At 70.6% G+C, this 24,054-nt stretch carries 19 protein-coding genes; 10 read left to right on the top strand and 9 right to left on the bottom strand.

Features of this window, described 5'->3' with window-relative positions; translation table 11 throughout:
- Positions 1-16: 16 nt before the first annotated feature.
- The 3 genes from IF99_RS0118330 to IF99_RS0118320 all read right to left on the bottom strand — a co-directional run bounded on the left by IF99_RS0118330 (position 17) and on the right by IF99_RS0118320 (position 2,653).
- Entirely contained in the window at positions 17-439 is a 423-nt protein-coding gene (locus IF99_RS0118330; protein WP_030997616.1) for a hypothetical protein, read from the bottom strand.
- On the bottom strand, positions 436-1,284 hold the full coding sequence (locus IF99_RS0118325; RefSeq protein ID WP_030997615.1) for an IS5 family transposase: 849 nt from the start codon (positions 1,282-1,284) through the stop codon (positions 436-438). Before IF99_RS0118325 ends, IF99_RS0118330 begins: the two co-directional genes overlap by 4 nt.
- 730 nt (positions 1,285-2,014) lie before the next feature.
- Entirely contained in the window at positions 2,015-2,653 is a 639-nt protein-coding gene (locus IF99_RS0118320) for an SMI1/KNR4 family protein (RefSeq protein ID WP_030997614.1), read from the bottom strand.
- A gap of 767 nt (positions 2,654-3,420) precedes the next feature.
- Between IF99_RS0118320 and IF99_RS0118315 the strand changes: the two genes are divergently transcribed.
- The 4 genes from IF99_RS0118315 (at position 3,421) to IF99_RS0118300 (ending at position 7,911) form a co-directional block, all read left to right on the top strand.
- Complete coding sequence (locus IF99_RS0118315; protein WP_030997612.1) at positions 3,421-4,251, top strand: alpha/beta fold hydrolase; 831 nt, start codon at positions 3,421-3,423, stop codon at positions 4,249-4,251.
- 1,007 nt (positions 4,252-5,258) lie between these two features.
- Complete coding sequence (locus IF99_RS0118310) at positions 5,259-6,488, top strand: cytochrome P450 (RefSeq protein WP_030997611.1); 1,230 nt, start codon at positions 5,259-5,261, stop codon at positions 6,486-6,488.
- A gap of 26 nt (positions 6,489-6,514) precedes the next feature.
- The gene (locus IF99_RS0118305; protein WP_030997610.1) at positions 6,515-6,709 is read left to right on the top strand and encodes a ferredoxin; all 195 of its coding nucleotides are present in this window, start codon (positions 6,515-6,517) and stop codon (positions 6,707-6,709) included.
- Positions 6,706-7,911: an NAD(P)/FAD-dependent oxidoreductase gene (locus IF99_RS0118300; protein WP_030997608.1), complete on the top strand. Its 1,206-nt coding sequence runs from the start codon at positions 6,706-6,708 to the stop codon at positions 7,909-7,911. The genes IF99_RS0118305 and IF99_RS0118300 overlap by 4 nt, the downstream gene beginning before the upstream one ends.
- Before the next feature lie 357 nt (positions 7,912-8,268).
- Here the strand turns inward: IF99_RS0118300 and IF99_RS0118295 are convergent, their stop codons facing one another.
- The gene (locus IF99_RS0118295; protein ID WP_030997607.1) at positions 8,269-11,412 is read right to left on the bottom strand and encodes a discoidin domain-containing protein; all 3,144 of its coding nucleotides are present in this window, start codon (positions 11,410-11,412) and stop codon (positions 8,269-8,271) included.
- Positions 11,413-11,697: 285 nt separating this feature from the next.
- Between IF99_RS0118295 and IF99_RS0118290 the strand changes: the two genes are divergently transcribed.
- The gene (locus IF99_RS0118290; protein ID WP_030997606.1) at positions 11,698-12,648 is read left to right on the top strand and encodes an SDR family NAD(P)-dependent oxidoreductase; all 951 of its coding nucleotides are present in this window, start codon (positions 11,698-11,700) and stop codon (positions 12,646-12,648) included.
- A 132-nt stretch (positions 12,649-12,780) separates the two neighbouring features.
- Here IF99_RS0118290 and IF99_RS0118285 read toward each other — a convergent pair whose 3' ends face one another.
- Positions 12,781-13,575: a MerR family transcriptional regulator gene (locus tag IF99_RS0118285; protein WP_030997604.1), complete on the bottom strand. Its 795-nt coding sequence runs from the start codon at positions 13,573-13,575 to the stop codon at positions 12,781-12,783.
- 78 nt (positions 13,576-13,653) lie between these two features.
- Here IF99_RS0118285 and IF99_RS0118280 point away from each other — a divergent pair, with 78 nt between their 5' ends.
- Both IF99_RS0118280 and IF99_RS0118275 read left to right on the top strand, forming a co-directional pair.
- Entirely contained in the window at positions 13,654-14,016 is a 363-nt protein-coding gene (locus IF99_RS0118280) for a nuclear transport factor 2 family protein (RefSeq protein ID WP_030997603.1), read from the top strand.
- A gap of 36 nt (positions 14,017-14,052) precedes the next feature.
- Positions 14,053-14,838: an SDR family oxidoreductase gene (locus IF99_RS0118275; RefSeq protein WP_030997602.1), complete on the top strand. Its 786-nt coding sequence runs from the start codon at positions 14,053-14,055 to the stop codon at positions 14,836-14,838.
- A 573-nt stretch (positions 14,839-15,411) separates the two neighbouring features.
- On the opposite strand, the gene IF99_RS0118265 is transcribed toward IF99_RS0118275, so the two are convergent.
- Complete coding sequence (locus IF99_RS0118265; RefSeq protein ID WP_234340742.1) at positions 15,412-16,194, bottom strand: hypothetical protein; 783 nt, start codon at positions 16,192-16,194, stop codon at positions 15,412-15,414.
- Between the two features lie 701 nt (positions 16,195-16,895).
- Positions 16,896-17,480, bottom strand: coding sequence for a TetR/AcrR family transcriptional regulator (locus IF99_RS0118255; RefSeq protein ID WP_030997599.1), 585 nt, complete (start codon positions 17,478-17,480; stop codon positions 16,896-16,898).
- Between the two features lie 254 nt (positions 17,481-17,734).
- On the opposite strand from IF99_RS0118255, the gene IF99_RS0118250 reads away from it, so the two are divergent.
- Both IF99_RS0118250 and IF99_RS0118245 read left to right on the top strand, forming a co-directional pair.
- Complete coding sequence (locus IF99_RS0118250; RefSeq protein ID WP_030997598.1) at positions 17,735-18,673, top strand: alpha/beta fold hydrolase; 939 nt, start codon at positions 17,735-17,737, stop codon at positions 18,671-18,673.
- A gap of 341 nt (positions 18,674-19,014) precedes the next feature.
- The gene (locus IF99_RS0118245) at positions 19,015-19,815 is read left to right on the top strand and encodes an aminoglycoside adenylyltransferase domain-containing protein (protein ID WP_107048980.1); all 801 of its coding nucleotides are present in this window, start codon (positions 19,015-19,017) and stop codon (positions 19,813-19,815) included.
- A 419-nt stretch (positions 19,816-20,234) separates the two neighbouring features.
- Here IF99_RS0118245 and IF99_RS0118240 read toward each other — a convergent pair whose 3' ends face one another.
- Both IF99_RS0118240 and IF99_RS0118235 read right to left on the bottom strand, forming a co-directional pair.
- Positions 20,235-21,017: a thioesterase II family protein gene (locus IF99_RS0118240; protein ID WP_030997595.1), complete on the bottom strand. Its 783-nt coding sequence runs from the start codon at positions 21,015-21,017 to the stop codon at positions 20,235-20,237.
- Positions 21,018-21,192: 175 nt separating this feature from the next.
- Positions 21,193-22,398: a cytochrome P450 gene (locus IF99_RS0118235; RefSeq protein ID WP_030997594.1), complete on the bottom strand. Its 1,206-nt coding sequence runs from the start codon at positions 22,396-22,398 to the stop codon at positions 21,193-21,195.
- 266 nt (positions 22,399-22,664) lie between these two features.
- Here IF99_RS0118235 and IF99_RS0118230 point away from each other — a divergent pair, with 266 nt between their 5' ends.
- Entirely contained in the window at positions 22,665-23,816 is a 1,152-nt protein-coding gene (locus IF99_RS0118230; protein ID WP_030997593.1) for a glycine amidinotransferase, read from the top strand.
- The last annotated feature ends 238 nt before the right edge of the window (positions 23,817-24,054 follow it).

The following is a 24,054-nucleotide window of genomic DNA, read 5'->3' as shown; positions in this document are numbered from 1 at the left end:
AAGCGCTCAGTCACAACTACTGGTCGCGGTGCTCGGTGGGCTGCTGCCTCCTGGTGAAGCTGCCGACGTCGACCTCGGTGAGGACACCGAGCTTGACCAAGCGTTTCAGCTTGGCGCGGGTGCCCTCGATGTTCTTCGGCAGCAATTCGTGGTCGAGGACTTCGCAGACGTCACGGGCCCGCAGCGAGCCGGTGGCCTCGTTGAAGACACCGAGGATGCGGGGGTAGTCCGGGTGCTCGGGCAGGTCCGGCGGAACGGTTGGGAGCCGGTCGGCGAGGGCGGTGACGGTCTTCCGCGTGATCGCGAGGTGTTCGAGGTGAGTCTCCGCCTCCCGCAGTCGGCCGTGCAGCTCTTCGATCCGGGTGCGGAGGTCGTCGGCCAGGGCCCGAGCGGCGTCCTCTTGGAGGCCGAGCGCGTCGAGGAGGGGCTCGATGTTCACGCTGCCATCGCCAACGGTCCGCGCCAGGTGGGGGTGTTCGCGCCGGTGAGCCGTCGGGCCATGACCTGGGTCATTGCCCAGTAGACGCGGGAGGCGGACGAGGCCGGGCGGTGCTCGTAGTCGCGGACCAGGCGTCGGTGCAGTATGAGGATTCCGTAGGTCTGCTCGACCCTCCACCGCTTCGGCTGTGGGACGAACCCCGTCTCCTGCGGGTTGCGTTCGACGATCTCCACGTCGATGCCGAGCGCGGCACCGTGGGCGACCACGGCTGTCTTGAAGCCTTGGTCAACGAGGGCTTTGCGGACGATGCCGCCGGTGTGCTCGGCGACCTGGTCCAGCAGGGCGATGCCGGCTGCGTTGTCGTGGGTGTTCGCGGCCAGGACGATGACGGCGATGACCAGGCCCAGCACGTCCACGGCCAGTCCCCGTTTGCGTCCCGGCACCTTCTTCGCCGCGTCCCGGCCGGTCGTGGCGGCGGGGACCCCGGCGGCCGCGTGGACACTCTGGGTGTCCAGGACCACCAGGGTCGGGTCCTCTAATCGGCGGGCTCGTTCACGAACCTGGCAGCGCAGAAGTTCGTGGATGACCTGGTCAGTGCCGTCGTCCCGCCAGGCGGCGAAGTAGTAGTACGTCGCGCTCTTGGGCGGCAGGTCGTGCGGGAGGTAGGCCCACTGGCAGCCGGTCCGCCCCTGGTAGAGGATCGAGTTGATGATCTCCCGCAGCGCGTAGACGCCCTGGTGGCCGCTGACCGAGCGGTGCCGGTCCTTCCACGCGGCGATCACCGGCTCGATCAACGACCACTGCTCGTCCGATAAGTCGCTCGGATACGGCTTGCGTTCACTCATATCACCACACCAGCATACGAGTGGCTGAGGACCGGCGGATTCTGCCCCGCACCCACACCATCAGGCGACGGCAGAGCCGCCCATAACCTCACGAACCGCCCTCTCACAGCTCCCAGCCGTTGGCCCGAACGACTTGGGCCGCTGCCCAACGTCCTCACAGTGCGCTTGGACGCCGACTATGACTTGGACAGGACCCGGGCTTGCTGGAGGAACGCGGCCCGCACGGAGTCACCGCAGGCGCGAGGGGGAGAAGGCGCCGATCCAGGACCGCCAAAGATGGCGCCGAACGGACGGTCTGGCAAAGCGGCTTCACCCCCTCATTCGCCACTACGTGCGCCGAGCCACCGCCACCGACGCCGCCTTCGACCTCGCAGTCACACTCATTACCGTGTGCAGCTTGATCTGCCCGGCACGAGGCGCATCGCTGGAACGAACGCCTCCCCGCGTCGTTTATGAACACGCTTGATCGTGCGACCCCTTGGCCGCCAGGGCACCTCGCTCAGCACTCCACGGGCGGGCCGACCGGGCCCGGCGGAGCGGCCGGGGGAAGCCGCCCGCCGGTCTTTTCTCGTGAGGTCTGAACGCGCCGCGACACGGTGGGAACGCCGACGCGACCGCTTGCGGCGGTGGGGAGGGATCGCCCTCCGGTACGTCAAGCCGGTCAGGCCCGCCGAGCGGCCGTCGTCCTCGCGTCAGCCCCGGTGTTGGGTGTGAAGGCTGACGAGCCAGCTCAGTCCATGTCCTCCTCGTCCTCCTCCATGCTCGTGTACCCGGCGTGGAACAGCGCGGAGAAACTTGGGTACTTCGTCGTGTCGCCGTACTTCGGTGCGAACTCGTAGGCGGCCCACTCGCCGTCCGATCCGACATCGGTCGGATCGAGCAGCCAGAAGTCCTCTCCCCGGGCTATTTCGATGGACCGGCGGAACAGCTGAACGTCGTCCTCGTTGCCGACTATCGAGTCATAGACCTCGGTGACGCGCTTGCCGGCCTCGCTGTCCCGCATCCACACGACGTGGCCGCTGGGATGGACCTCGTCCACCCACTCATCGTCCAGGCACCTCCACCCGTCGCTGGCCAGGAAGAATCCCCGCAGGCTCGGTGGGAACCGCACTCCGAGCCGCTCCTCGGACGCCACCAGCGCTTCCTCCCGAGCGGGGGCCGCCCCCAGCCACGGCTGAACCCGCTCCCCTTCGTCCAGGGCCTCCAGTTGATCGTCGTCCAGCAGGTCGGCGAGCTCCTCCTCCTCGGCACGGACCTTCACGTACAGCTCGCCGTAGCGCTCCAGAAAGGCACGCCACTCCTCCGGCGTGGTCAGAACAGCGGCAACTTCATTCTCTTCAGGCCCAGTTGTCTCACTCATGCCGGTCATGGTGCCAGAGGGGTACGACAACGCCGATAGGTGGGGACCACGCCGCGTGCGAGGGACAGCGGCCTTCGTCGCTGAGGTCCCCGGCTCCGGCTGGGTGCCCCGCCGGCCTGGCTGGGCTCTGAGCGGGGCTCTGCCTGCTGGGAGGATTCCGGACCGGTCTGCGGCGCCACCCCGTCCCCGAGCGCCTCAGCCAAGCGGAACGCTCGGGCGCTCATGGAGACCGTCAGGACGGCTGGACACCCGTCGGCCCCCTTCAACGCGGCGTACCCGAAAACGAAGGCGCTCCTGCGGCCGGTTCTCTCGCGCCAGCCCCGATACACCGCCACGAGGACAGGGGCTTGCGGCAAGCAGGTCCCGGGACGGGTAGGGCAACGGGCTCGGGCGAGGTGCTTGGGCTGCCTCCCCAGGCCGCCCGGGGGTAACCGGCGCACCCGCCCCGGCCGATGACACCCGACGCGGCCCCTCGCGCGAAGAGCCCCGCATCCTCGCCGCCCACGAAGCCCACGATGGCGTACTCCTCCGGCTCCGTGCGTAACGCCCCCGCCGGCAGGCAACCGCAGGCCACCGATGCGTACCCCTGGGCGGACCCGCTGCGGTCGGCGTGCGCGCCGAGACGGTCGGCCAAGGCCCGGTCCAGTCCGCTTGAGACGGCCGAATCCGGGGCACGGGGGTCAGATGCCGCCACGACGCCCGCTCCGAGTCGCACGCGGAAGCGGTGCAGGGATAATGAATTTTTGGGCGGAAAAGCCAACACGGAGGTATTTCCCATGAGTGAGATCACCACCACGGACGGCACGCACATCTTCTACAAGGACTGGGGTCCCCGCGACGCCCAGCCGATCGTCTTCCACCACGGCTGGCCGTTGACCGGGGACGACTGGGACGCCCAGATGCTGTTCTTCCTCGCTCAGGGCTACCGCGTCATCGCCCACGACCGTCGCGGCCACGGGCGTTCCACCCAGAGTTCCGGCGGCCACGACATGGACACCTACGCCGCAGACGTCGCGGCCCTCACCGACGCGCTCGATCTGCGCGACGCCGTCCACATCGGCCACTCGACGGGCGGCGGCGAGGTGGCCCGCTACGTGGCGCGGGCGAAGCCCGGCCGGGTCGCCAAGGCGGCACTCGTCTCGGCGGTGCCGCCGCTCATGCTGCGGACGGACGCCAATCCGGGCGGACTGCCGCTGGAGGTCTTCGACGGCTTCCGTTCCGCCCTCGCCGCGAACCGCGCGCAGTTCTACGTCGATGTCCCCTCCGGGCCGTTCTACAACTTCGACCAGCCCGGCGTGGAGAAGTCGCAGGCCGTGATCGACAACTGGTGGCGGCAGGGGATGATGGGCGCCGCCAACGCCCAGTACGAGTGCATCAAGGCGTTCTCCGAGACGGACTTCACCGAGGACCTCAAGCAGATCGACGCGCCCGTCCTGGTCGCGCACGGCACGGGCGACCAGGTCGTCCCGTACGACGACGCGGCACCGCTCTCGGTGAAGCTCCTGAAGAACGGCCGGCTGAAGACCTACGAGGGCTACCCCCACGGCATGCTGACCACCCACGCCGACGTCCTCAACCCCGACCTCTTGGCCTTCGTCAAGGAGTGACCGCGCCCGGGGAGAGGGGCACGGCGCCGCGACGAGCGTCCGTGCCTTGTCGTCCGGCGGGCTGAGGCGGGGGCCGATGGGGCACCCGCCTCGGACGCGGCCGAGTCACCACGTGTCACGCCGGGGGAGGAGCGCACCGTCCACCAGGTCCCCTCCGCGCCCCCGGTCACGGCGCGCGCCCCGTCCGTGTCCGCCGCGTGGCGCCGGGAGAGCTGAGACGCGAGGTTTCCGCAGGCGTGCGGACGCCCCGGTGCTCCGTGCGCCGAAAACCGGTCGCCGCTCGAAGGCCGCCGACGCGACTCGGCAGATCGAGTGAAGATCCGATCAGAGGCCGCTGTGAGGGCCGAGGGGTTCAGAAATCCGCCGGATGCGGAGCTGAAGGAGCGGATGGCGCTTTCTCGATCCTCACTAGCGGTTTTTGATTGCTCGCGTTCGGTAGTGGGATCTGCGGAGCGCTCGCTTCCGGCCACAATATGGCGGTTTCTGCTGGGGGGCGGCTGGCCGGGCGGCCCACTTCCGGCGCCCCGTGGTCCTGCCGGGGCCGACTGCCCACGAAGGCTCACGGGCCTGCCCGCACAGTCCCGCACATCACCCTCGGCACTCAGCGCGCACTCTCGTCGCACTGACCCCGGGCCCCACGTACATCCAGTAGGAGGCTCCGGGCCCCGATCGCCGGGAGCCTCGTGCCGGACGCCGCGCACACCGCACGAAGCGGCGTGGATGTGCCTCGGGGTCCGAGCCTAGGGCTGACGGCGGGGCGAACAGGAACCCGGGTGTCTGCCTCCCTCCTCCGGCCTCTGCCGCGAGCACCCCGGGTGGCCGAGGCCCCCTCTGTCGCCGGCCGTGCCAGGCCGTGGGGCCGGGCTGACTCGATCGCGTTGCGGCGGAAGGGCTCCTTCCGGCCAACTGGTTGCCTCAGGCATCTAATCTTGTGAGGATTCGAGACACGGAGTCGTCACCACGGCATCCCACTCACGGCACCACCCCTCACTTTCGCGGAGGCAGGTATGACCGAGACCGTGTCGCACTCACCGGAGGACCTCGACGAGTTCCCCATGCCCCGGGCGGCCAAGTGCCCCTTCGACCCGGCTCCGGCCCTGCGGACCCGGCAGGCGGAGCCCTCGCTGTCCCGGGTGCGCATCTGGGACGGCAGCAACCCCTGGCTCGTCACCCGGTACGACCAGGTGCGCGCCCTGCTCGCGGACCCGCGCATCAGCGCCGACGTCACGCGCTCCGGCTTCCCGCACGTCAGCCCCGGCTCCAAGGCGGGCAGCGAGACCCGGCGTTCCTTCATCAACATGGACGACCCGGAACACTCCCGGCTGCGCCGGATGGTCACGGCCCCCTTCGCCATCCGCAAGATGCAGGCGCTGCGGCCCGCCGTCCAGCGGATCGTCGACGACCTGATCGACGACCTGCTCGCCGGGCCGAAGCCCGCCGATCTGGTCCAGGCGTTCGCACTGCCCGTTCCGAGCCTCGTGATCTGCGCGCTCCTCGGTGTTCCCTACGCGGACCACGGCCTTTTCCAGCGCCACACCCAGGTGCTCGTCCGCCGTTCCTCCAAGCCGGAGGAGGTGGTCGCCGCCTCCGAGGCCCTCACCGACTACCTCGACGCCCTGCTGGTCGAGAAGGAGACGCACCCGGAGGAGGACCTGCTGTCCGACATCGCCACCCGGCAGGTGGCGGCGGGACAGCTCACCCGGCGGGAAGCGGCCCGCATGGGCGTCCTGCTGCTGGCCGCCGGCCACGAGACCACCGCGAACATGATCGCCCTGGGCACCCTCGCGTTGCTGCAGAACCCGGACCAGCTCGACGCCCTCCGCGCGGCCGACGATCCGAAGACGGTCGCCGCGGCCGTCGAGGAACTCCTGCGCTACCTGACGATCGTGCACAGCGGTCGCCGTCGCGTCGCGCTGGAGGACATCACGTACGGGGGAGTGACGATCCGGGCGGGCGAGGGCGTCATCCTGGCCGGCGAGACCGCCAACCGCGACCCGGAGGCGTTCCCCGACCCGGACCGGCTCGACCTCGGCCGCGACGCCCGCCGCCACGTCGCCTTCGGCTTCGGTGTCCACCAGTGCCTGGGACAGCCGCTCGCCCGTATGGAACTCCAGGTCGTCTACAGCACCCTGTACCGCCGCGTGCCCACCCTCGCCCTGGCCACCGACATCGAGCGGGTGGAGTTCAAGCACGACGGCGCCATCTTCGGCGTCTACGAACTGCCCGTCACCTGGTGAACTCCCCCCACGAAAGCGAGACCCCCATGCACGTGGAAGTCGATCAGCCCAAGTGTGTCGCGTCCGGGCAGTGCGTCCTGCTGGCGCCCGACGTCTTCGATCAGGACGACGAGGGCATCGTCGAACTGCTCGACGCCGACCCGTCCCCGGAACACCACGACGATGTACGGGAATCGGCCGCCGTCTGCCCCGCCGCCGCCATCCGTCTGGCGCCGAGGTGACCACTGCCCGGGCGCCGCGCCGCATCGTCGTGGTCGGCGCCTCGGCTGCGGGCCTCACCGCCGCCGAGACACTGCGCAGGGAGGGCTACGACGGCGCCCTCACCCTGGTCGGTGAGGAACGGCACCTTCCCTACGACCGCCCACCGCTGTCCAAACAGGTACTCGCCGGAGAGTGGACGGCCGCGCGCACGCGGTTGCGGCGTCCCGAGGAGGTCACGGCCCTCGGGCTGGACCTGCGCCTCGGGACCGCCGCGACCGCCCTGTCGCAGTCCGCCCGGACCGTCACTCTCACGGACGGCGAGGACCTCGCCTGGGACGCCGTCCTGATCGCGACGGGGGTACGCCCCCGGCGGCTGCCCTGGTGCGGGCTGCCGGGCACACACGTGCTGCGCCACCTCGACGACGCCCTCGCGCTGCGGGAACGGCTCGCCCCCGGCCGCCGGCTGGTCATCGTCGGCGCGGGCTTCCTCGGCTCGGAAGTGGCGTCGTCCGCCCGCGCCCTCGGCGCGCACGTCACCCTCGTCGAACCGGCACCCGTCCCGCTCGCCCACGTCGTCGGACGCCTGGTCGGCGCCCACGTGGCACGGCTGCACCGCGAGCACGGTGTGGACCTGCGCACCGGCACGTCGGTGGCCGCTGTCGAGACCTCCGCCGGACGTCTCACCGGGGTCCGGCTGTCGGACGGGACGCACGTTCCCGCCGACGACGTCCTCGTAGCCATCGGCTCCGAACCCGCCACCGACTGGCTCACCGGCAGCGGGCTGCCTCTCGACAACGGCGTCGTGTGCGACGTGCACAACTCCGCCGCGCCGGGCGTCTACGCCGCCGGGGACGTGGCGCGCTGGCACAACCCGCTGTTCGGGACCTCGATGCGCCTGGAACACCGCACCAACGCCGCCGAGCAGGCCATGGCCGCCGCACGGAACCTGCTCCACCCCGGAGAAGCCCGCCCCTTCGCGCCGGTCCCGTACTTCTGGACGGACCAGTACGGAGTCCGGGTACAGGCGTACGGCCATCTCCGCGACCACGAGGAGACGCGGGTGGTCGCGGGCGACCCGGCAGAGGGCCGCTTCCTCGTCGCCTACCGCCGCGGCCGGACCGTGGTCGGCGCGCTGTCCTTCGGCCTGCCACCGAAGACCCTGCGCCCGTGGCGGGCCGCCGTCGCAGCCCGCGCGGACTGGGCGGCGTCGACGCGGACATAGCCGGAGGGCCGTCCAGCGGGAGAGTCCGTACGGCGAGGGCACGTCCACGTCCACCGGGCGCGCGACACCGACGCGAACCGGCCACGCCAAGTCCCACCCGCATCGCACCTCCCTACTGGCCGGCCTGCCGGGAAGTGGCCCCGAGCACCTTCCTCGCACGAGGTCGTCGCGGTGCGCACGCCGCGCGGACCGGCAACAACTCCCCGCCCGTGCGGGGAGGATGTGGGGCGCGCCACGGAGGGCACCGGCTTCCGTGGCACGCACGAGCGGAGGGACCCGTGCGGAGTCGGCCGGACTCCTCCGCACGGGCCCCCGGCGCCGCGCGCCCGTTCCGGAGCGGGACGCGCGCTCGGTCCGTCAGCGCACCGAGAGCCGCACCAGACGCGCCGCCCGGCGCCCGTCTCCGCCCTCGACGCGCACGGCGACGTAACGGGCCGTCGCGCGGACTCCCAGCGTGCGGGTGCGCCCGCGCCCCGAGGCGCGACCCCAGTCCTGGTAAGCGATGCCGTCGGTACTGCCCTCGACGCGCAGTCCGGGGATGTCCCCGCCGGTCCACTCGGCCTCGATCTCCCGCACCGGGAGCGCCGCGCCGAGGTCCACGACGAGGCGGCCGTCCTTGCCCGGCCGCCACGAACTGTCCGGGTCCCCGTCGACCGCCGCGCCCGGCTCCGACATGCCCGCGGGCAGCGGGCTGGTGGGGAAGACCGTGCGCCCCAGCGCGAGATCGTCCACCGGATACGCCGTCGCCCCGTGCAACCGGACCACCGCGGGCCGGCCGCTGGAACGCACCGAGACCACCGTCGTCCGGCCCTGCGCGCGCACCCGCACCCGGCAGGAGGCCCCCGAGAGCCGCAGCGAGGCCCCGTCATCGACACTCACCCGCAGCCCGGCGGGCAGCGCGCGGCCCGAGACGGGCGCGAGCGTGAACCGCGGTGCCAGCAGCAGCGCCCCCGCGGCGGGCAGCTCGCTCTCGTGGACGATCCCCTCCTGGGTCACGGTCTGCGTCCCCGCGAAGACGTACCGCTCGGCGCCCTCCTGCGGCACCGAGACCCGGGTGCTGATCTCCTCGGCGGAGAAGTTGAAGAGGCTCAGGTGTTCGTCCACGTACGCCGCCCGCACCCGCGCGTGCTCGGCCGACGGCGCCTCCCGCGCCGCCAGCGCCCGCAGCCGGGCGGGCGAGGCGGCCGGATAGCCCTCGATCACGACCGGGGCGGCGGGGCCGTCACTGAGGACGAGCGCGTCGTCGTAGACGGAGACAGGGTGGTCGCGGTCGGCGCCGCGCACCACGAGACCGGCCCGGCCGTCCACGTCGAGCCAGCCGCCATGGCTGCGGGCCCGAGCCGTGGGGTAGACGGCGAGGTCCTCCCACCGCTCCCCGTCCGCCGAGCCCTGCACGCGGTAGCCGCGTCCGGCCGCGGCCTCCCAGCGCAGCGTCACCTCTCCCACCTCCCGCGAGGCGCCGAGGTCGACCGCGAGCCAGCTGTCCTCCCGCTTGCGGTCCGCGGTGGACACGGCCCAGCGGGTCGCCCCGTCACCGTCGACCGCCAGCGCCGGCCCCATGCCAGGGGCCGCGGAGGAGGCTGTCGCCGTGCCGCCCCGCGCGAGATCCTCGCCACCGGCCTCCGCACGCGCCTCGAAGGCGAACAGCGAGTAGCCGTACGTGGGATCGGGCCGCACGCCCTGCATCCGCAGATGCCGGACGGTGGTACGCGGCACGTCGAGCGTGTCGACACGCCCGCCGGCCGCCGGCGCGCTCTCCCCGTCCCGCGCAGCCACCTTCACCGAGCCCTCCGCGAAGCGGAAGGTGCGGGCTCCTTCGAGCCCCGCCATCCCCGGCATGGTGAGGTTGTAGACCTCCAGATGCCCCTCGGCCGCCGCCGTACCACTGCTCGCGTAGACGACGGCGCCGGAGCCCAGCGTCGTGAAGCCGGCCCAGCCCGTGTCGAGCCGGAGCAGCGTGGCGCTGCCGTCGAAGCCGTCGCGCACCTTGGTCCAGGTCTCCACCGTGCGGCCCGCGACCTTCCCCGCCGTCGAGGGCAGGAACATCGGGGTGCCGCCGCTCAGCTTGAACAGCCAGTCGTCGTGCGCCGGCTGCCAGGCGAACTTCACGAACCCCGGCTTGCTGACCGCCGCCGCCCACGCGGCGGGGGACTGGTGCGAGACGAGGCCGGGGCCGGTACCGAAGTCCGTCACCCCGGAAGCGTGCGCGAAGAACTCCTCGCGGGAGAGGGGCTCCACGGGAGAGCCCGCCGTCCACACGTGCAGCAGGTAGCTCAGGGCGAGTTCGGCGCGCGCCTCGGGCTCGTACTTCGGCTCGCCGGAGAACTTCGCGAGCCTGTAGCGCGGCGCGTACTGCTGGTACGCCTCCAGGCGGGCGGCGAGTTCGGTCTCGGCGCGGGCCGCGGAACGGTCTTTCATCACCCGCGCGAGGAAGGCGAGAGGGATGATGTCGCGCCCGTAGAGGTGCTCGCGGTCATTGACCATCGGCATCAACGGCTCGCCCGCGTCGCTCATCACGCCGAGCAGGGTCCGCCACAGAGGGTCGGCGTTGGGCTGCTTCGTCAGCACCTCCGGCAGCGGCTTGCCCGCCGCGAGGAAATGCGAGGAGTTGCGGCCCGAGGTGCGCCACAGCTCCTCCTGGTAGTGCGGGCCGAAGGAGCCGTGGTTCTCGACGATGAACGTGTCGTAGAGGTTGCGCGCGGTGTTCCGGGAGACCGCCACCCCGTCCACCAGGGCGGGGTTGGCGAGGTCGGCGGGCGGCAGCCCGGCCTCGTTGCGCGACCAGGTGCCGAAGCGTTCGCTCCACGCGGCGTGCCGGTCGTCGTCCCCGGCCCAGGCCAGGGCGGGGGCCAGGGACTGCGTGTAGACGCCCATCTCCTCCAGTTTGGTGTCGCCCTCGAAGCCGCCGGTGAGTCCGTGCGGGGTCCAGGAACCCGAGTCCGGGTCGTCCCCGGTGCCGAGGCCGTCGGTGTAGGCGGCCTGACCGCGCAGCAGCGCGTCGACGTGGTCGCGGGTCGTCGCGTCCAGCTCGGACCACAGGAGCTTCGCGGCCATGACGAAGTACGACTGGAAAGTGGTGTCGAAGAAGAGCTTGCGGCCCCACTGGGTGCCCCCGTTGAGGCGGTTGGAGGCGGCGAAGTGGCGGATGGTGGCGAGGGTGCGGCTCCGCAGCGTGTCACGGTCGACGCCGGTCAGATCGCTGTCGTAGCTGCCGTGGGTGAGCAGCACGGCGTTGCCGAGGACGACGGCGAAGCCGAAGTCCTTGTCCGTGTAATAGCCGCGGGCCGCGTCCCACTGCGTCTCGGACCACCGCGTGTGCTGGGCGAGTACGCGGAGGTAGGTGGCGGCGATGTCGTCCGGGGCCGCGGCGGTCCCGGCGTGGGGGCCGACGGCCACCGCCTGTGCCGCCCCGGTGCCGACGGGCAGAGCGGCCAGAGCGCCGCTCGCGGCGAGGAGCTGGAGGAAACGTCGGCGGCCGACCTGGGCGGGATGGAGCGACACGGCGGGGCCTTCCGTTCAGACAACGTTGTCAAGGCAGCATTGTCGACGCTCGTCCGGGCGAGAGTCAACGGGTGCGTCTCAGGTCGTGGTAAGGGCTTTCTGTCCGGAGCGAGCCCGCCCGCGGAAGCCCTCGCCCCCGGTGGCCCAGCGGCTCTCCGGATCGCTGTCGGCGATCTGCCGGTGGTGGGCGTGCGCTGTCGGCGGTGTGTCGGTGAGGGCTGCGAGGTTGTGGGGGCGGCGTGTTCCTCCTGAGCACGCTGCCCCGAGCGCAAGGAGCCTGCCATCGTGTCTTCCGCATCCCAGAACCGGCCGTGGGACGTCCACCGGCTGCCGTCCGCCGAGGGCAGAACCGTCCTGATCACCGGGGGCAACGCGGGGATCGGTTACTTCGCCGCTGAGCAACTCGCCGGCACAGGCGCCGTCGTCGTACTCGGCAGCCGGGACCGCGCGAAGGCCGACGCCGCCATGGCCTCGATCCGCTCGCGCGTTCCCGGCGCCCGCGTGCGGCACCTCGCCCTGGACCTTGCGGACCTGTCGTCCCTGAAGACCTCCGTCGACGGACTCGGCCTGGACCATCTCGACGCGGTGGTCCACAACGCCGGGGTCGCGCTCGACGACCCGCCGCGTCGGGAGACCAGAGACGGCCACGAGCTCATGTTCGGCACCAACCACCTCGGCCACTTCGCGCTGACCCAGTGGCTGGCACCTGTGCTGTCCGCGGCGCCCGCGGGCCGCGTCGTGACGGTGGGAAGCTTCGCGGCACGCTCCGAACGACTGGACCTCGACGACCTGCAATCGACCAGGGACTACCGGCCCAAGCGCACCTACGGCCGGTCGAAGCTGGCACAGATGTCCTTCGGCTTCGCACTCGATCGCCACCTGCGTGCCCTCGGCAGCAGCGTGCTGAGCGTGGTGGCCCACCCCGGCGGCGCACTGGACTCCCTCACCCCATCCCGCCCCCGGGTGCACGTGACCACCCCCGGCGAGCGGCTGCGCGCCCTGCCCGCCGCTCTCCTGGTACAGGGCAAGGACGCCGGAGCATGGCCCCTCGTGCGTGCCGTCCTCGACCCCGACGTGCGGGGAGGCCAGTTGTGGGGACCGAGGGCCTTCGGTCTGCGTGGCGTACCGCGCAGTGAGCCCGTCCCCGCTCATATGGCCGATCCGGCCGTCGCCACTCGCCTGTGGACCCTCAGCCGCGAGCTGACCGACACCGACCCGCACCTCGGCTTCCGGTAAGAAGAGTCCAATCGTTGCAGTTCAGGGGTGCTCTCTGCTTATTTGATCAAGCCTCGGTGCTCCAACTCGTGAGAGCGCGACGCTCAACGTGTGCGCCCCGTCGTTCCAGGACTCCGCACCGCACTGACCGCCTCAGGTGACACGGAAGACCGGCCAGCCGATCTCGGTGCGCCACGCGGCGGGATCGCTCGTGTCACGGGGGCCGACAACGTAGACCTCCCGCACCGGCCCGGCCACCGACATCGCGTTCTCCACCACCCAGGTCCCGAGTTCGCCGTACGTGACCTCGATGCCGTCGTGCTCGCCGACATGGGTGGTGACCGCGAGTTCCGCGGCCGGCAGACTCACGGGGTGCACGCGTCCGGTGCGAGGTGGCGCAGCGGTCGGCAGGTAGACGAGCGCGCGCCCGCGCTCCTGCTCGAAGAGGGCGTTGTCGTACATGCCGCCTGGCGGTCCGGTCACGGCGGTGCCGACGGCCGCCTCCAGTTCGGCCATCGCGCCTGCGTACCAGGTCTCGATGTCGCTGTGCCCGACTACGGCCTCCACCGCCGCGACCGTCCGGGCAGCCTCCGCACGTAGCTCGACATCGATGGGCGCGGGGTCGGGCCGGAGCAGGCGGCGCAGCGACACGACCGCGGCCCGGGTGCGGTCGAGCGCATCCTCAAGGCGTTGGAGGTGGTCTGCGACCAGCGCCGCCCGGACACCGGGGTCGGGGGTGCGGAGGATCTGCCGCACATCGTTCAGGGGGACATCGAGCTCGCGGAGCCGGTGGATGACCTGCGCGGTCGGGATCTGGTCGACGCCGTAGTAGCGGTAACCGGTGGTCTCGTCCACCACGGCGGGCTCCAGCAGGGCCGCCTCGTGATACCGGCGCAGGGTCCGGACGCTCAGGTGGGTCAGCCGCGAGAACTCGCCAATGGTCAGCATCCCCTCATTCTGGACTCTCCCCCAGGGGGAGAGTCCATGGCTTGACCCTCCCGCTCCGCGAGGTCACACGGTGGGCTCATGACACAGCACACCGATCTTCCGTCCGATCTGCTTCCGACCACCGTGGGCCAGTTCTTCGCCGCCCACATCGCCCGCGACGCCGACACCGCCTCGTCGTTTCTCACCGAGGACGCGGTGATCGTCGACCAGGACGAGACCTTCCGCGGCCGGGAGGAGACCCACGCGTTCCTGCGGGGCGCCGGATCCGAGTTCGAATACACGACCGAGCAGATCGGCGCTCACCGCGTCGATGACACCCACTGGGTGCTCACCGTGCGGCTCGAAGGCACCTTCCCGGGAGGCGTCGCCGAGCTCGATTACCGGTTCGCGCTGCGGGGCGACCTCATCGCCGAACTCGTCATCGCCAACCACCCGGCCTGACCGAACCTACGCCACCTCGATCTTCAGGAGATTGAAATGTCTAGTTCAGATCGCGATCGTCTCGACGGTCGCCGGGCGCTGGTCACGGGCGGTTCGAAGGGCTCGGGCAAGGCCGTCGTGGAGAGACTGCGAGAGATGGGTGCCGACGTGTGGACCACGGCACGCACTATGCCCGGTGGCTACGAGCGCCCCGACCGGTTCATCAAGGCGGACACTTCCACGGTGGGCGGTGTAGAGGCTGTGGTGTCCACGATCTCTGAGGGAGGTGCGCTGGACATCCTGGTGCACGTAGTCGGAGGATCCTCGGCCCCGCCTGGCGGGTTCGCTGCCGCGACCGAGGAGCACTGGCTGGCGGAGCTCAACCTGAACCTCTTGGGGGCTGTCCGACTGGATCGAGCGCTGCTGCCGGCAATGGTGGAGGCGGGATCAGGAGTAGTTGTCCACGTCACGTCGATCCAGCGTCAGATGCCGTTGCACGACGCGACGTTGCCGTACGCGTCAGCGAAGGGTGCCCTGCGCACGTACAGCAAGGGTCTCGCGAACGAACTGGCCCCACGAGGCGTGCGAGTAAACGCCGTCAGCCCCGGGGGGATTCAGACCGGAGCGTACGCGGGCTTCATCGACCAGCTCGCCAAGGGCAACGGACTGACCCGCGAGGAGGCGGAGCAGGGCCTGATGGATTCCCTCGGCGGGGTTCCCATCGGAAGGTTCGCAACGACGGAAGAGGTCGCGGACCTGGTCGGCTTCCTCGTGTCGGACCGAGCCTCATCCATTGTGGGCGCGGAGTACGTCATCGACGGCGGCACTGTACGAACCGTCTGAGCCGGGCACCGGTTCCGAGTAACCACTCGCGAACAGCTCGATCCGGTGGTGGAACCCCCTCCTTCGCAAGGACCACGTGGGTACAACCCGATAGGCTTCTTCACCTGGAGAGCGCCCCCTTTCGTGCAGCCAACAGAACCCTGGAAAAGCCCAATCGCTGCAGTTCAAGGGCGCTCTCTACTTATTCGATCAATCCTCGGCGCCCCAACTCGTGAAAGCGCGAGGCTGACTTCTGTCTGAGCAGGGTCCTCGTTTCGAGCTGGATGACGTATCTGGGGTCGGGGTGTCAGCGGTGCTGCCTGCGGTTGTCCTCGACAACGACTGGGTCGCCTCCGTGCCCTGCAGCGAGAGCAGCTTCATTCCTGGCGTCACCCGGGTCTACATCTCGCAGGGGAGGGTCACCACGTAGGACACGTCTACAGGGGTAAAGGGCTGGTGGGACCGCTTCCCGGGCTCTCGTTCTGGTCGGGGCGACAGGCTGAGCGGTAGGTCATCAGTCGCCCCGCCCCGGCGGGTGGGATGATCGGGGGCTGCCTGTGGACGGGTGCTGTCAAAGGCTGGAGGTCTGGGTCGTCAGCCGCGTCGGTATCGGGCGGCCATCATGTGGAAGACCTTCTTCGGCTCCCAACGCCTCTCGTCGAGCATCCGGACCACGCCGTAGGAGCCGAGGTCCTGCTCCCCGGGCCTGCTGTAACCGGCGAAGGTGAACCAGAGCGCGGTATCCACGCCTTCCTCCTCGAAGATGTCCAGCAATTCGGTGAGGTAGCGCACCTGCTCGTCCTCGTCCGGGACCGCGCCGTGCGGCACCTGCCAGGCCATTCCGCCACGTTCTCCCGCGCCCTGGTACGCGCAGGTTCCGTATTCGGTCACCGCGACGGGCTTGCCGTGGGCGAGGTGCCCCCGCAGCTCGTCGCGGAAGCTGTCGGCGTTGTAGGCGGCCCGGTAGGCATCGATGCCCACGAGGTCGAACGCCCTCCAGTCGACGAACTCCCAGGGAGCCGAGGCGTAGGTGACCTGTCCGCCGAAGCGCGTGCGGACGGTCGCGGCGACCTGGGCGAGGAAGTCGTTGAAGCGTTCCTGCATCGGCCCGAGGGAGGACCACCACGCCATGTCGGCGTCGGCCATGGCCCGCAGGCGTTCGCCATAGGTGTCGCCCGGGATGAAACCGACGCAGAACGCACTGATCTCGCAGCCGGCGACGAACACCACATCGGCGCCGGTCTCCCGTACGGCTTCGGCCCGAGCGGCGCAGTCGGCGAAGAACGGGAGCAACGCGTCGGGGGGAAGGTCCACGGGGAAGGGAGCGAACCAGACCTCAAGGCCGGCATCCGCGGCGTGTCTGGAGGCGATGCTCAACCGTTCAGGCTCCCGTCCGGAGATACGAACGGCGTCACAGTGGAGATCTCCTGAGATCACCGCCATGTCGTGCCGGACCGTCTCCGAGGTGAAGCTCTTGCGGGACAGTTGCTCCCCTGGGAGGAACCCCGTGTCGTAGTTGATGCCCCGTGCGCGCACGCCCGTGTCCCTTCACATGACCCTTGCCCTTTTCGAGCAAGTCAAGCCGAGCTCGGGGCCCTTGGCCAGTGGGTGGCGCCCGAAGGCGAAACCCGCCGGGGTCTCCATGTGGTGTTGTCTCGCGGCCGACTTCCAGATTCGGGAGAACGAGTGGTGCGCGCCGAAGGCGGCTGGCTCGGGGGTCGAGGGCTGGGTGGCGAACGACGTCGGCGTCGTCCGGCGGCCGGACGGCAACCTGCTCGTCCTGTCGCTCCCGCCGACGCAGAAGACCGCGGAGCGACAGACGGCCAACCCGATCGTCACGGAGGAAGCCATCGAGAGGCCACGAGGGCGCGGCGCCCCCGGCGCGCGCCCAGCGAGAGCACCCGCCGGTCGCGGCGACCGTGGCGGGGGCGGTGGTGCTCTCTCCGTCAGGCGCCGCCGCCGGGGGCGGCCCAGGCGCCGCCCGGGAGCGGCCCGCCCACCATCCGGGGGCGGCCGCCGCCCCACCCCTCGCGCTCGGCTCGCTGCTCAGTGCAGGCCGGGCGAACGGGCCGGAGGCGTCATGCGCGCAGCGTGTGCGCGAGGGCGTCGACGGTCACACCCACCACGGCCAGGAGCTGTGCCGGGCTCGCCCCGGCCCTGCTCATGACGGCGAGCGACTGGTTCACGGCCGCCGCGTGGAGGGCGAAGTCCTCGGCGGCGCGGTCGGGGACCCGGGCGGCCTTCAGCGCGGCGTACAGGCGTCCGCGCTGGGAGGCGAGCGCCTCCTTGGCGTAGGCCGCGAGGTCCGCGCTCAGCACGGGGCTGGTCATGGCCGACTGGGCGATCAGGCAGCCGTCGGGCAGGTCGGGATCGGCGATGCGCGTGAGGGTGACGTCGAAGAAGGCGCGGACGGCGGCGACCGGTTGCGAGGCCGCGTCCGCCAGGGCAGCGTCGTATTTCTCGCCGTACCGCGCGGCGTACCGGCTCAGGCAGCGCAGGAAGAGCCGGTCCTTGTCGCCGAGGGAGGAGTAGATGGAACTGCGGTTCAGGCCGGTCGCCCGGGACAGGTCGTCCAAGGACGTGTCGGCGTAGCCGTCGCGCCAGAACTGGATCATCGCGGCGTCGAGCGCCGCGTCCATGTCGAACTGCTTCTTGCCTGCCATGGGGGAGCGCTTCCTGCCGATGCGTCGAGGGTCCGGACTGTGCTGCGCACCATCCTATCTTGAACTAATCAGTTCAAGATGTGTAGTCTTCCCGTGTGGCCAGGACCGCAGGCCCCGTACACGTCGTGACGTGCGGAAGCTGCCGCGCGGGGCCGGAACCCGTTCGCTGCGGCCCGCCGCGCCGCGCTACTCGCCCTCAGCCGCGCCAGGCCCGCCCACCGCCGCCTGACCCTTGACACCGATGGAGGATCCCCGTGACCGAGCCGACCACCAGCACCCCGCACCTCTCCGAGAACAATCCCGTCCGTGACCTGCCCCTCCAGCATCTGCCCGGCTTCACTCACCGCTGGGTCGACGCGGACGGAGTCCGTCTCCACACGGTCGAAGGCGGCCGGCCGGACGGCCCGGTCGTCGTCATGCTCGCCGGATTCCCGCAGACCTGGTGGGCCTGGCGAAAGGTGATGCCCGGCCTCGCCGACCAGTACCGTGTCATCGCCGTCGACCTGCCGGGACAGGGCCACTCCGAGCGTCCGGAGCACGGCTACGACACGCACACCCTCGCCGCGCACGTCCACGCCGCCGTGCGGGCACTCGGCGTTTCCACGTACTTCGTCGCCGCCCACGACATCGGGGCCTGGGTCGCCTTCTCCCTCGCCCTCCGCGTCGAGGACAGCCTGCGCGGGGTCGCCCTGCTCGACGCGGGCATCCCCGGCATCACGCTCCCGGAGACGATCCCCACCGACCCGGAGCGGGCGTGGAAGACCTGGCACTTCGCGTTCCACGTGCTGTCCGGCCTGCCCGAGACGCTGCTCGCCGGTCGCGAACGCGCGTATGTCGGCTGGTTCCTGGGGACGAAGGCGCTGAGGCCCGACGTGTTCGATGAGGCCGACCTCGATCTCTTCGCGGCGGCCGTCGCCGCCGACGACGGCCTGCGCTCCACCCTCGCGTACTACCGGGAGGCGGGGGAGTCGGCGCGCAAAAACCGCGAGGCGCTGGAGGACCGGCGCTTGACGGTGCCGATCCTCGGGATCTCCAGCAGTCACGGCTCCATCCCGGACATGGCCGCGTCCCTCAGTCCCTGGGCCGACCACACCACCCGCGTCGTCGTGCCCGACGCCGGCCACTACATCCCCGAAGAGCAGCCCGAGGCTGTCATCGCCGCGCTGACGGCCTTCCTGGCCGAGCACGCCTGACCCACAGCCGGGCCGGGCGGAGCCGCGGGGCCGCCGGGGCCGCTGCTTGGCGCCGTCCCCGAGGTGGCCTCGCATCGGACCGGCCTGCTCGCTCCCGGGGGCACGTGCCGCTGGGCGGGTGGCTGTCACCGCCGCGTCCTGTCGTGACTGGACCGCGCCATGGCCGGACACGTGTCGCGCCTTGTGCTGTGGGGCCCCGGGCATGGTGGCGCCGTGAGGTTCAACGCGACTGTTCCTTTCGGCGCTGGTGACGGACAGTGCCACGCTGAGGTGGCGGGGCGGAGCGCGCATTGCCGTCGAAACCTGTCGGGCCGCTCTCGGTGATGCCCCATACTGGCCCGATGGGCGCGGAGAGTGAGTTGTCTCGTGCCGTTCCTGCCGAGGTGCGGCCTTACCTGAGGGAGCTCGTACGCCGTACGCGTGCGGTGTGCGGCCCCCGTCTGACCGGAGTGGTCGCGGTCGGTTCCCTCGCTCTCGGCGACTACCGGAACGGCCGCAGCGACATCGACGTCACGGTCGTGGTAGAGGGCTCGCCTGACACCAAGGTCCTGCGGGAACTGGCGGACGTCCTCGATCACCGGCGGCTGCCGTGCCCGGCGACGGGACTGGAACTGGTCGTCTACCCGGCGGACTTCGCTTGTACCCCCTCCGGGGAGGCCGGGTTCCTGCTGGATCTCAACACGGGCTCTCAGCTGCCCGGCCGGGCCGCCTTCGACACGGCCGGGACACCGTCATTCTGGTACGTCATCGACCGCTCCGTGGCCCATCAGGACGGCATCGCGTTGTACGGGCCGCCCGCATCGGAGGTGATCGCGGCGCCTCCGGCGAGCGACCTGTACGCCGCGATCCGGGCCTCGGTGCGCGAGCACGGCGACGGCGAGGGGCATCTTGCCGACAACCGGGTCCTCAACGGCTGCCGCTCCGTGGTGTACTGCCGCACCGGGCGCTGGCTCGCCAAACGCGACGCGGCCGGTCAGGTAGCCGCCGCCGAGGAGGATTTCCGTCCACTGATCGAGGCCGCGGTCCGCAGCTTCGAACGTCCTCGCTCCGCCGCGCTGTCCCTGCCCGGCCCGCAGGTCCGGGCGTTCCTCACCTGGGTGCGCGCTCGCGTGGAGGAGTACGCCGCGGCGGCCGGCGCCTGACAGACAGGGCACTGGCGCGCCGGATGACCAAGTGGCCACGGCGTGCGGTGACGCTGTGAGACGCGCGGCTTTCGGCGTAATCTCGGGGCTTCGGGATGCGGATGCCCCCGGCTCCCGCCCACGTAGGGTATGCCGGGTCTCGGAGCCCGGCACCGCCAGGCGGCCGAGCGCGCCCGGAACCGGCGCCCCGCGTAAGCCTGCCGATGCTCCCCGCACTTCGACCGGCGTCACGCCGGGCGCAAGAAACGATCAAACGGCCGGGGACGCAGATAGCTGCTGACCTTGGCACAGGCCGGCGCCCCCTCTGGATGGCCGCTGGTGGCGGGCCAAGCTGGTCACCGCCGTCGCGGTGTGAGAGGGGGCGGGCGGTGGCTCCATGGTTCGGGAAGCGCCGTCCTTCCGTCGGGCTCCCTCCCGCGTCACTCCGCGACAGATTCCGGGCGGGTGTGGGCGCGTAGCGTATCGGTGACGAGCGAGGCGATCTCGGGTTCGTTGTCGGCCAGGAAGAAGTGACCGCCCGGGAAGACTTTCAGCTCGAAAGCGCCAGTGGTGTGCTCTCTCCATGAAGCCGCCTCGCCGAGCGCGACATGGTGATCTCGGTCCCCCGTGAGCGCGACGAGGGGGCTGCCCACCATGGCGTCCGGTCCGGTGCGGTAGGTCTCCGCGGCACCGTAGTCGGCGCGCACCGTCGGCAGGATGAGCCGGAGCAGTTCGGGCTCGTCAAGGACACGGCTGTCCGTGCCTTCCAGCTTCCGGAGTTCGTCCACGAGGCCCGCGTCGTCCCGGAAACGGATGCCGCGGTCTCCGCTGATGGAGGGCGCTCGCCGTCCGGAGACGAAGAGGGCCCGGGGAGCGGAGGGACCGTCGCGTTCGAGCAGGCGTGTCAGTTCGAAGGCGACGGCAGCGCCCATGCTGTGTCCGAAGAGGGCACACGGGCGCAGCGCGACGAGTGCTCGCAACTCCTCGAACGCGCCTTGGGCGAGCTCCGGAACGGTGGAGAGACAGGGCTCCCGGATGCGGTCCTGGCGGCCCGGGTACTGCGCGGCGAACACCTCGATCCAAGGAGGCAGCCGCTCCGACAGTGAGAGGAAGGCGCTCGCGGAGCCTCCGGCGTAGGGCAGGCACGCCAGAGTGACGCGGGCGTCCGGACGCGCGTGGAACGTACGGAACCACGTGTTCCGTAACGGAAGGGGTCGTGCCATGGGGGAGCGGCTCCCTTCGATTCGGTGGGGATCGTGGTCTCGGCCCGACCCTTCCGAGTCCGGTGGGGCACGGCATCCGTGCGTGCCGCCGTTACAAGCCGCCAGGGCGCGCCTCAGGTCCCGGCCCGACTCCCGGCCCCTGCTCGGCGCCAGGCTTTCGCCACGTCCCTGTTTCTCACACGTCCCACGTGACCGGAAGGCTTTTCACCCCGTGGATGTCGGACAGCTCCGTGCGCAGGGCGATCTCCTCGGCCGGTACGGCGAGACGCAGCGAGGGGAAACGGTGGAGCAGTGCGAGGAACCCGACGCGCATCTCCACCCGCGCCAACTGCTGCCCCAGGCACTGATGAACGCCGTGTCCGAAGGCCACATGTCCGCCTTCCCGGCGCTGGAAGTCGAGCTTGTGCGGGTCGGTGAAGCGCGCGGGGTCCCGGTTGGCGGTGTTGTAGGACAGGATGAGCGACGAACCGGCCTTGACGGTGTGGTCGCCGAGGCGGACGTCCTCCAGCGCTGTGCGCATGAACGTCTTGCCGACGCTGAGATACCGCAGCAACTCCTCCACGGCCCGGTCGGTGAGGCCGGGATCGTCACGCAGGGCGGCGAGCTGCTCGGGGTGGCGCAGCAGCGCGAAGGTGCCGAGTGCCAGCATGTGCGCCGTGGTGTCGAGGCCGGCCGCGAGCAGCACCAGGGCCATCCCCAGCAGCTCCTCGTCCGTGAGGTCGCTGTCGGTGAGTTCGCTGAGCACGTCGTCGGTGGGGTGCGCGCGTTTGGCGGCCACCAGTTCGCCGAGGCGTTCTCGCGTCGCGGTGTAGGCGGCGACCTGGTCCTCGTCCCGCGCCTCGGCGTCCATGAACGACTCGAACTGTGCCTCGAACGAGGCTCGCTCGGCGGGCGGGACACCGAGCAACTCGCAGATCACCCTGGCCGGGACGGGCTTGGCGAAGGCACTCACGAGATCTGCGGGAGGGCCCGTCTCCCGCATCGCGTCGAGGTGCTCGGCGGTGATCTCCTCCACGCGCTCGGTCAGCAGCCGCATCCGGCGCACGGTGAACTTGCCCATCAGGGGCTTGCGGTAGCGGCTGTGCTGCGGGTCGTCCATGAGCAGGAACTCGCCCGGCGGTACCGGCGGCAGCTTCAAGCCGCCGTAGTCGACGGTCGGATGACGCATCAGATCCCGTCGTGAACTGAACCGCGGGTCCGACAGCACCGACCTGATCAGGTCGTACCCCGTGACCAGATAGCCGACGTGTCCCCCGGGGAACGTGTAGCTGCTGAGAGGGCCGTGGCTCTGGGCTTCGAGAAGTTCCTCCGGAGGGTCGAAGGGGCAGCCCGGTCGCCGCGCGGACGGCAATGTGGAGACGGTGTGCAACGGGTCACCCATGACTCTTCCTCATCTCACGAGAGAACGAATTCGGTAGAGCCGGAAAGGACATGCGCCTTTCTACCCGCCGGGCGGCGGACATGTCCACCCGCTCTCCCGTCATTGCCTTTCGCTTCTCCGGTGAAACCGCCGCTGCTTCACCGGGAAAAGAAATCCGTGCCGTAACGGTGGAACACCCCGATGCCCGCGGGGGGCGGAGCCCGGTGAGGATGGCGAGTGCTCTGCGTGGCTCACGGCAGGCCCCCGACGAGTAGGCGGTTCACTGCATGCTTCTGAACAGTTTTGACGAGTGGTCGCGACTGCGTGAGGTCGTCGTCGGATCGGCGGAGAACTACGTCTCGCACGAGCGGGAGCTCTCGTTCGACCTGTTCTTCCACGACAACCTCGCCCAGGACAACCCCGGCCGCTCCGAGTGGTACTACCCACGGCTGTCCGCACGCGGGGAGCGGTCCGACCGGCAGCGGCAGCCGGTGGCCCAGCGCTACGTCGACGAGCTGAACGAGGATCTGGAGGGGCTGGCCGAGACCCTGCGGGGCCTCGGCGTCACCGTCCACCGCCCGCGCGCGCTGCCCGCCACGACCGCCGAGGTCACCACCCCGGCCTGGTCCGCCTCCGTCGTGCCGCCGCTGAACATCCGCGACAACACGCTCGTCCTCGGCGACGAGATCATCGAGACCTCGCCGATGATCCGCTCCCGGTACTTCGAGACCCAGTTCCTCAAACCGCTGTTCCAGGAGTACTTCCGCCACGGCTGCCGCTGGACCGTCATGCCCCGCCCGCTGATGACGGACGCGTCCTTCGACCTGTCCTACGTGCGCTCGGCGACCGTCGGAGGACCGACCGAACCCATCGGAGAACCACAGCCGTCGCCCTACGACGTGGGCCTGGAGATGATGTTCGACGCGGCCCAGTGCCTGCGGCTCGGCCGGGACATCATCGCGAACGTCTCGACCGAGAACCACGCACTCGGTGTCGCCTGGCTGGAGCGCCACGTCGAAGGCCGCTTCCGCGTCCACCGGGTCCACCGGCTGAGCGACAGCCACATCGACAGCATGGTGCTGGCCCTCCGTCCCGGTCTGCTGCTGGTCCGCTCCGAGGCGGTCGTCGAGTTCCTGCCGCCTGCCCTGCGCCGCTGGGACCGGATCGTCGCCCCCACCCCCACGCGGAACAACTTCCCGCGCTACGACGACGATGACCTCATCCTGACCAGCCCCTTCATCGACCTGAACGTGCTGTCCGTCGACCCGGAGACCGTACTGGTCAACGAGGCGAGCCCGGAGCTGGTCCGGACCCTGGAGGACGCGAAGTTCACCGTCGTGCCGGTACGCCACCGGCACCGGCGCCTCTTCGGCGGCGGATTCCACTGCTTCACCCTCGACACCGTGCGGGACGGCGGCCCGGAGGACTACCTCGAATGAGCAGGCCGCGGCGCCCGGGGCATTCCCGCGTCGGCCGGGACATTCCCCCCGCCGCCCGGGGCGTAACGGCGGCGTTCGCCGATGGTGCCGTATCCGCCGGGTGAAAGCGTAGGGCGGGGGAACACCGCTCGCATACCGCCAGAACTCGAATTCGGGCGCATTCGGCTACAGGTATTCACCCAGTTCCTCCGCTCCTTTTCATGGAGAGCCCGGAGTTCCGGGGAATCCAGGAAATCTA

This window comes from Streptomyces sp. NRRL F-5630 (assembly GCF_000719475.1).
In the GTDB taxonomy this organism is placed as follows: Bacteria; Actinomycetota; Actinomycetes; order Streptomycetales; family Streptomycetaceae; genus Streptomyces.
Note: the sequence above shows the minus strand (reverse complement) of the source record. Positions and strands in the feature narration are given on the sequence as shown.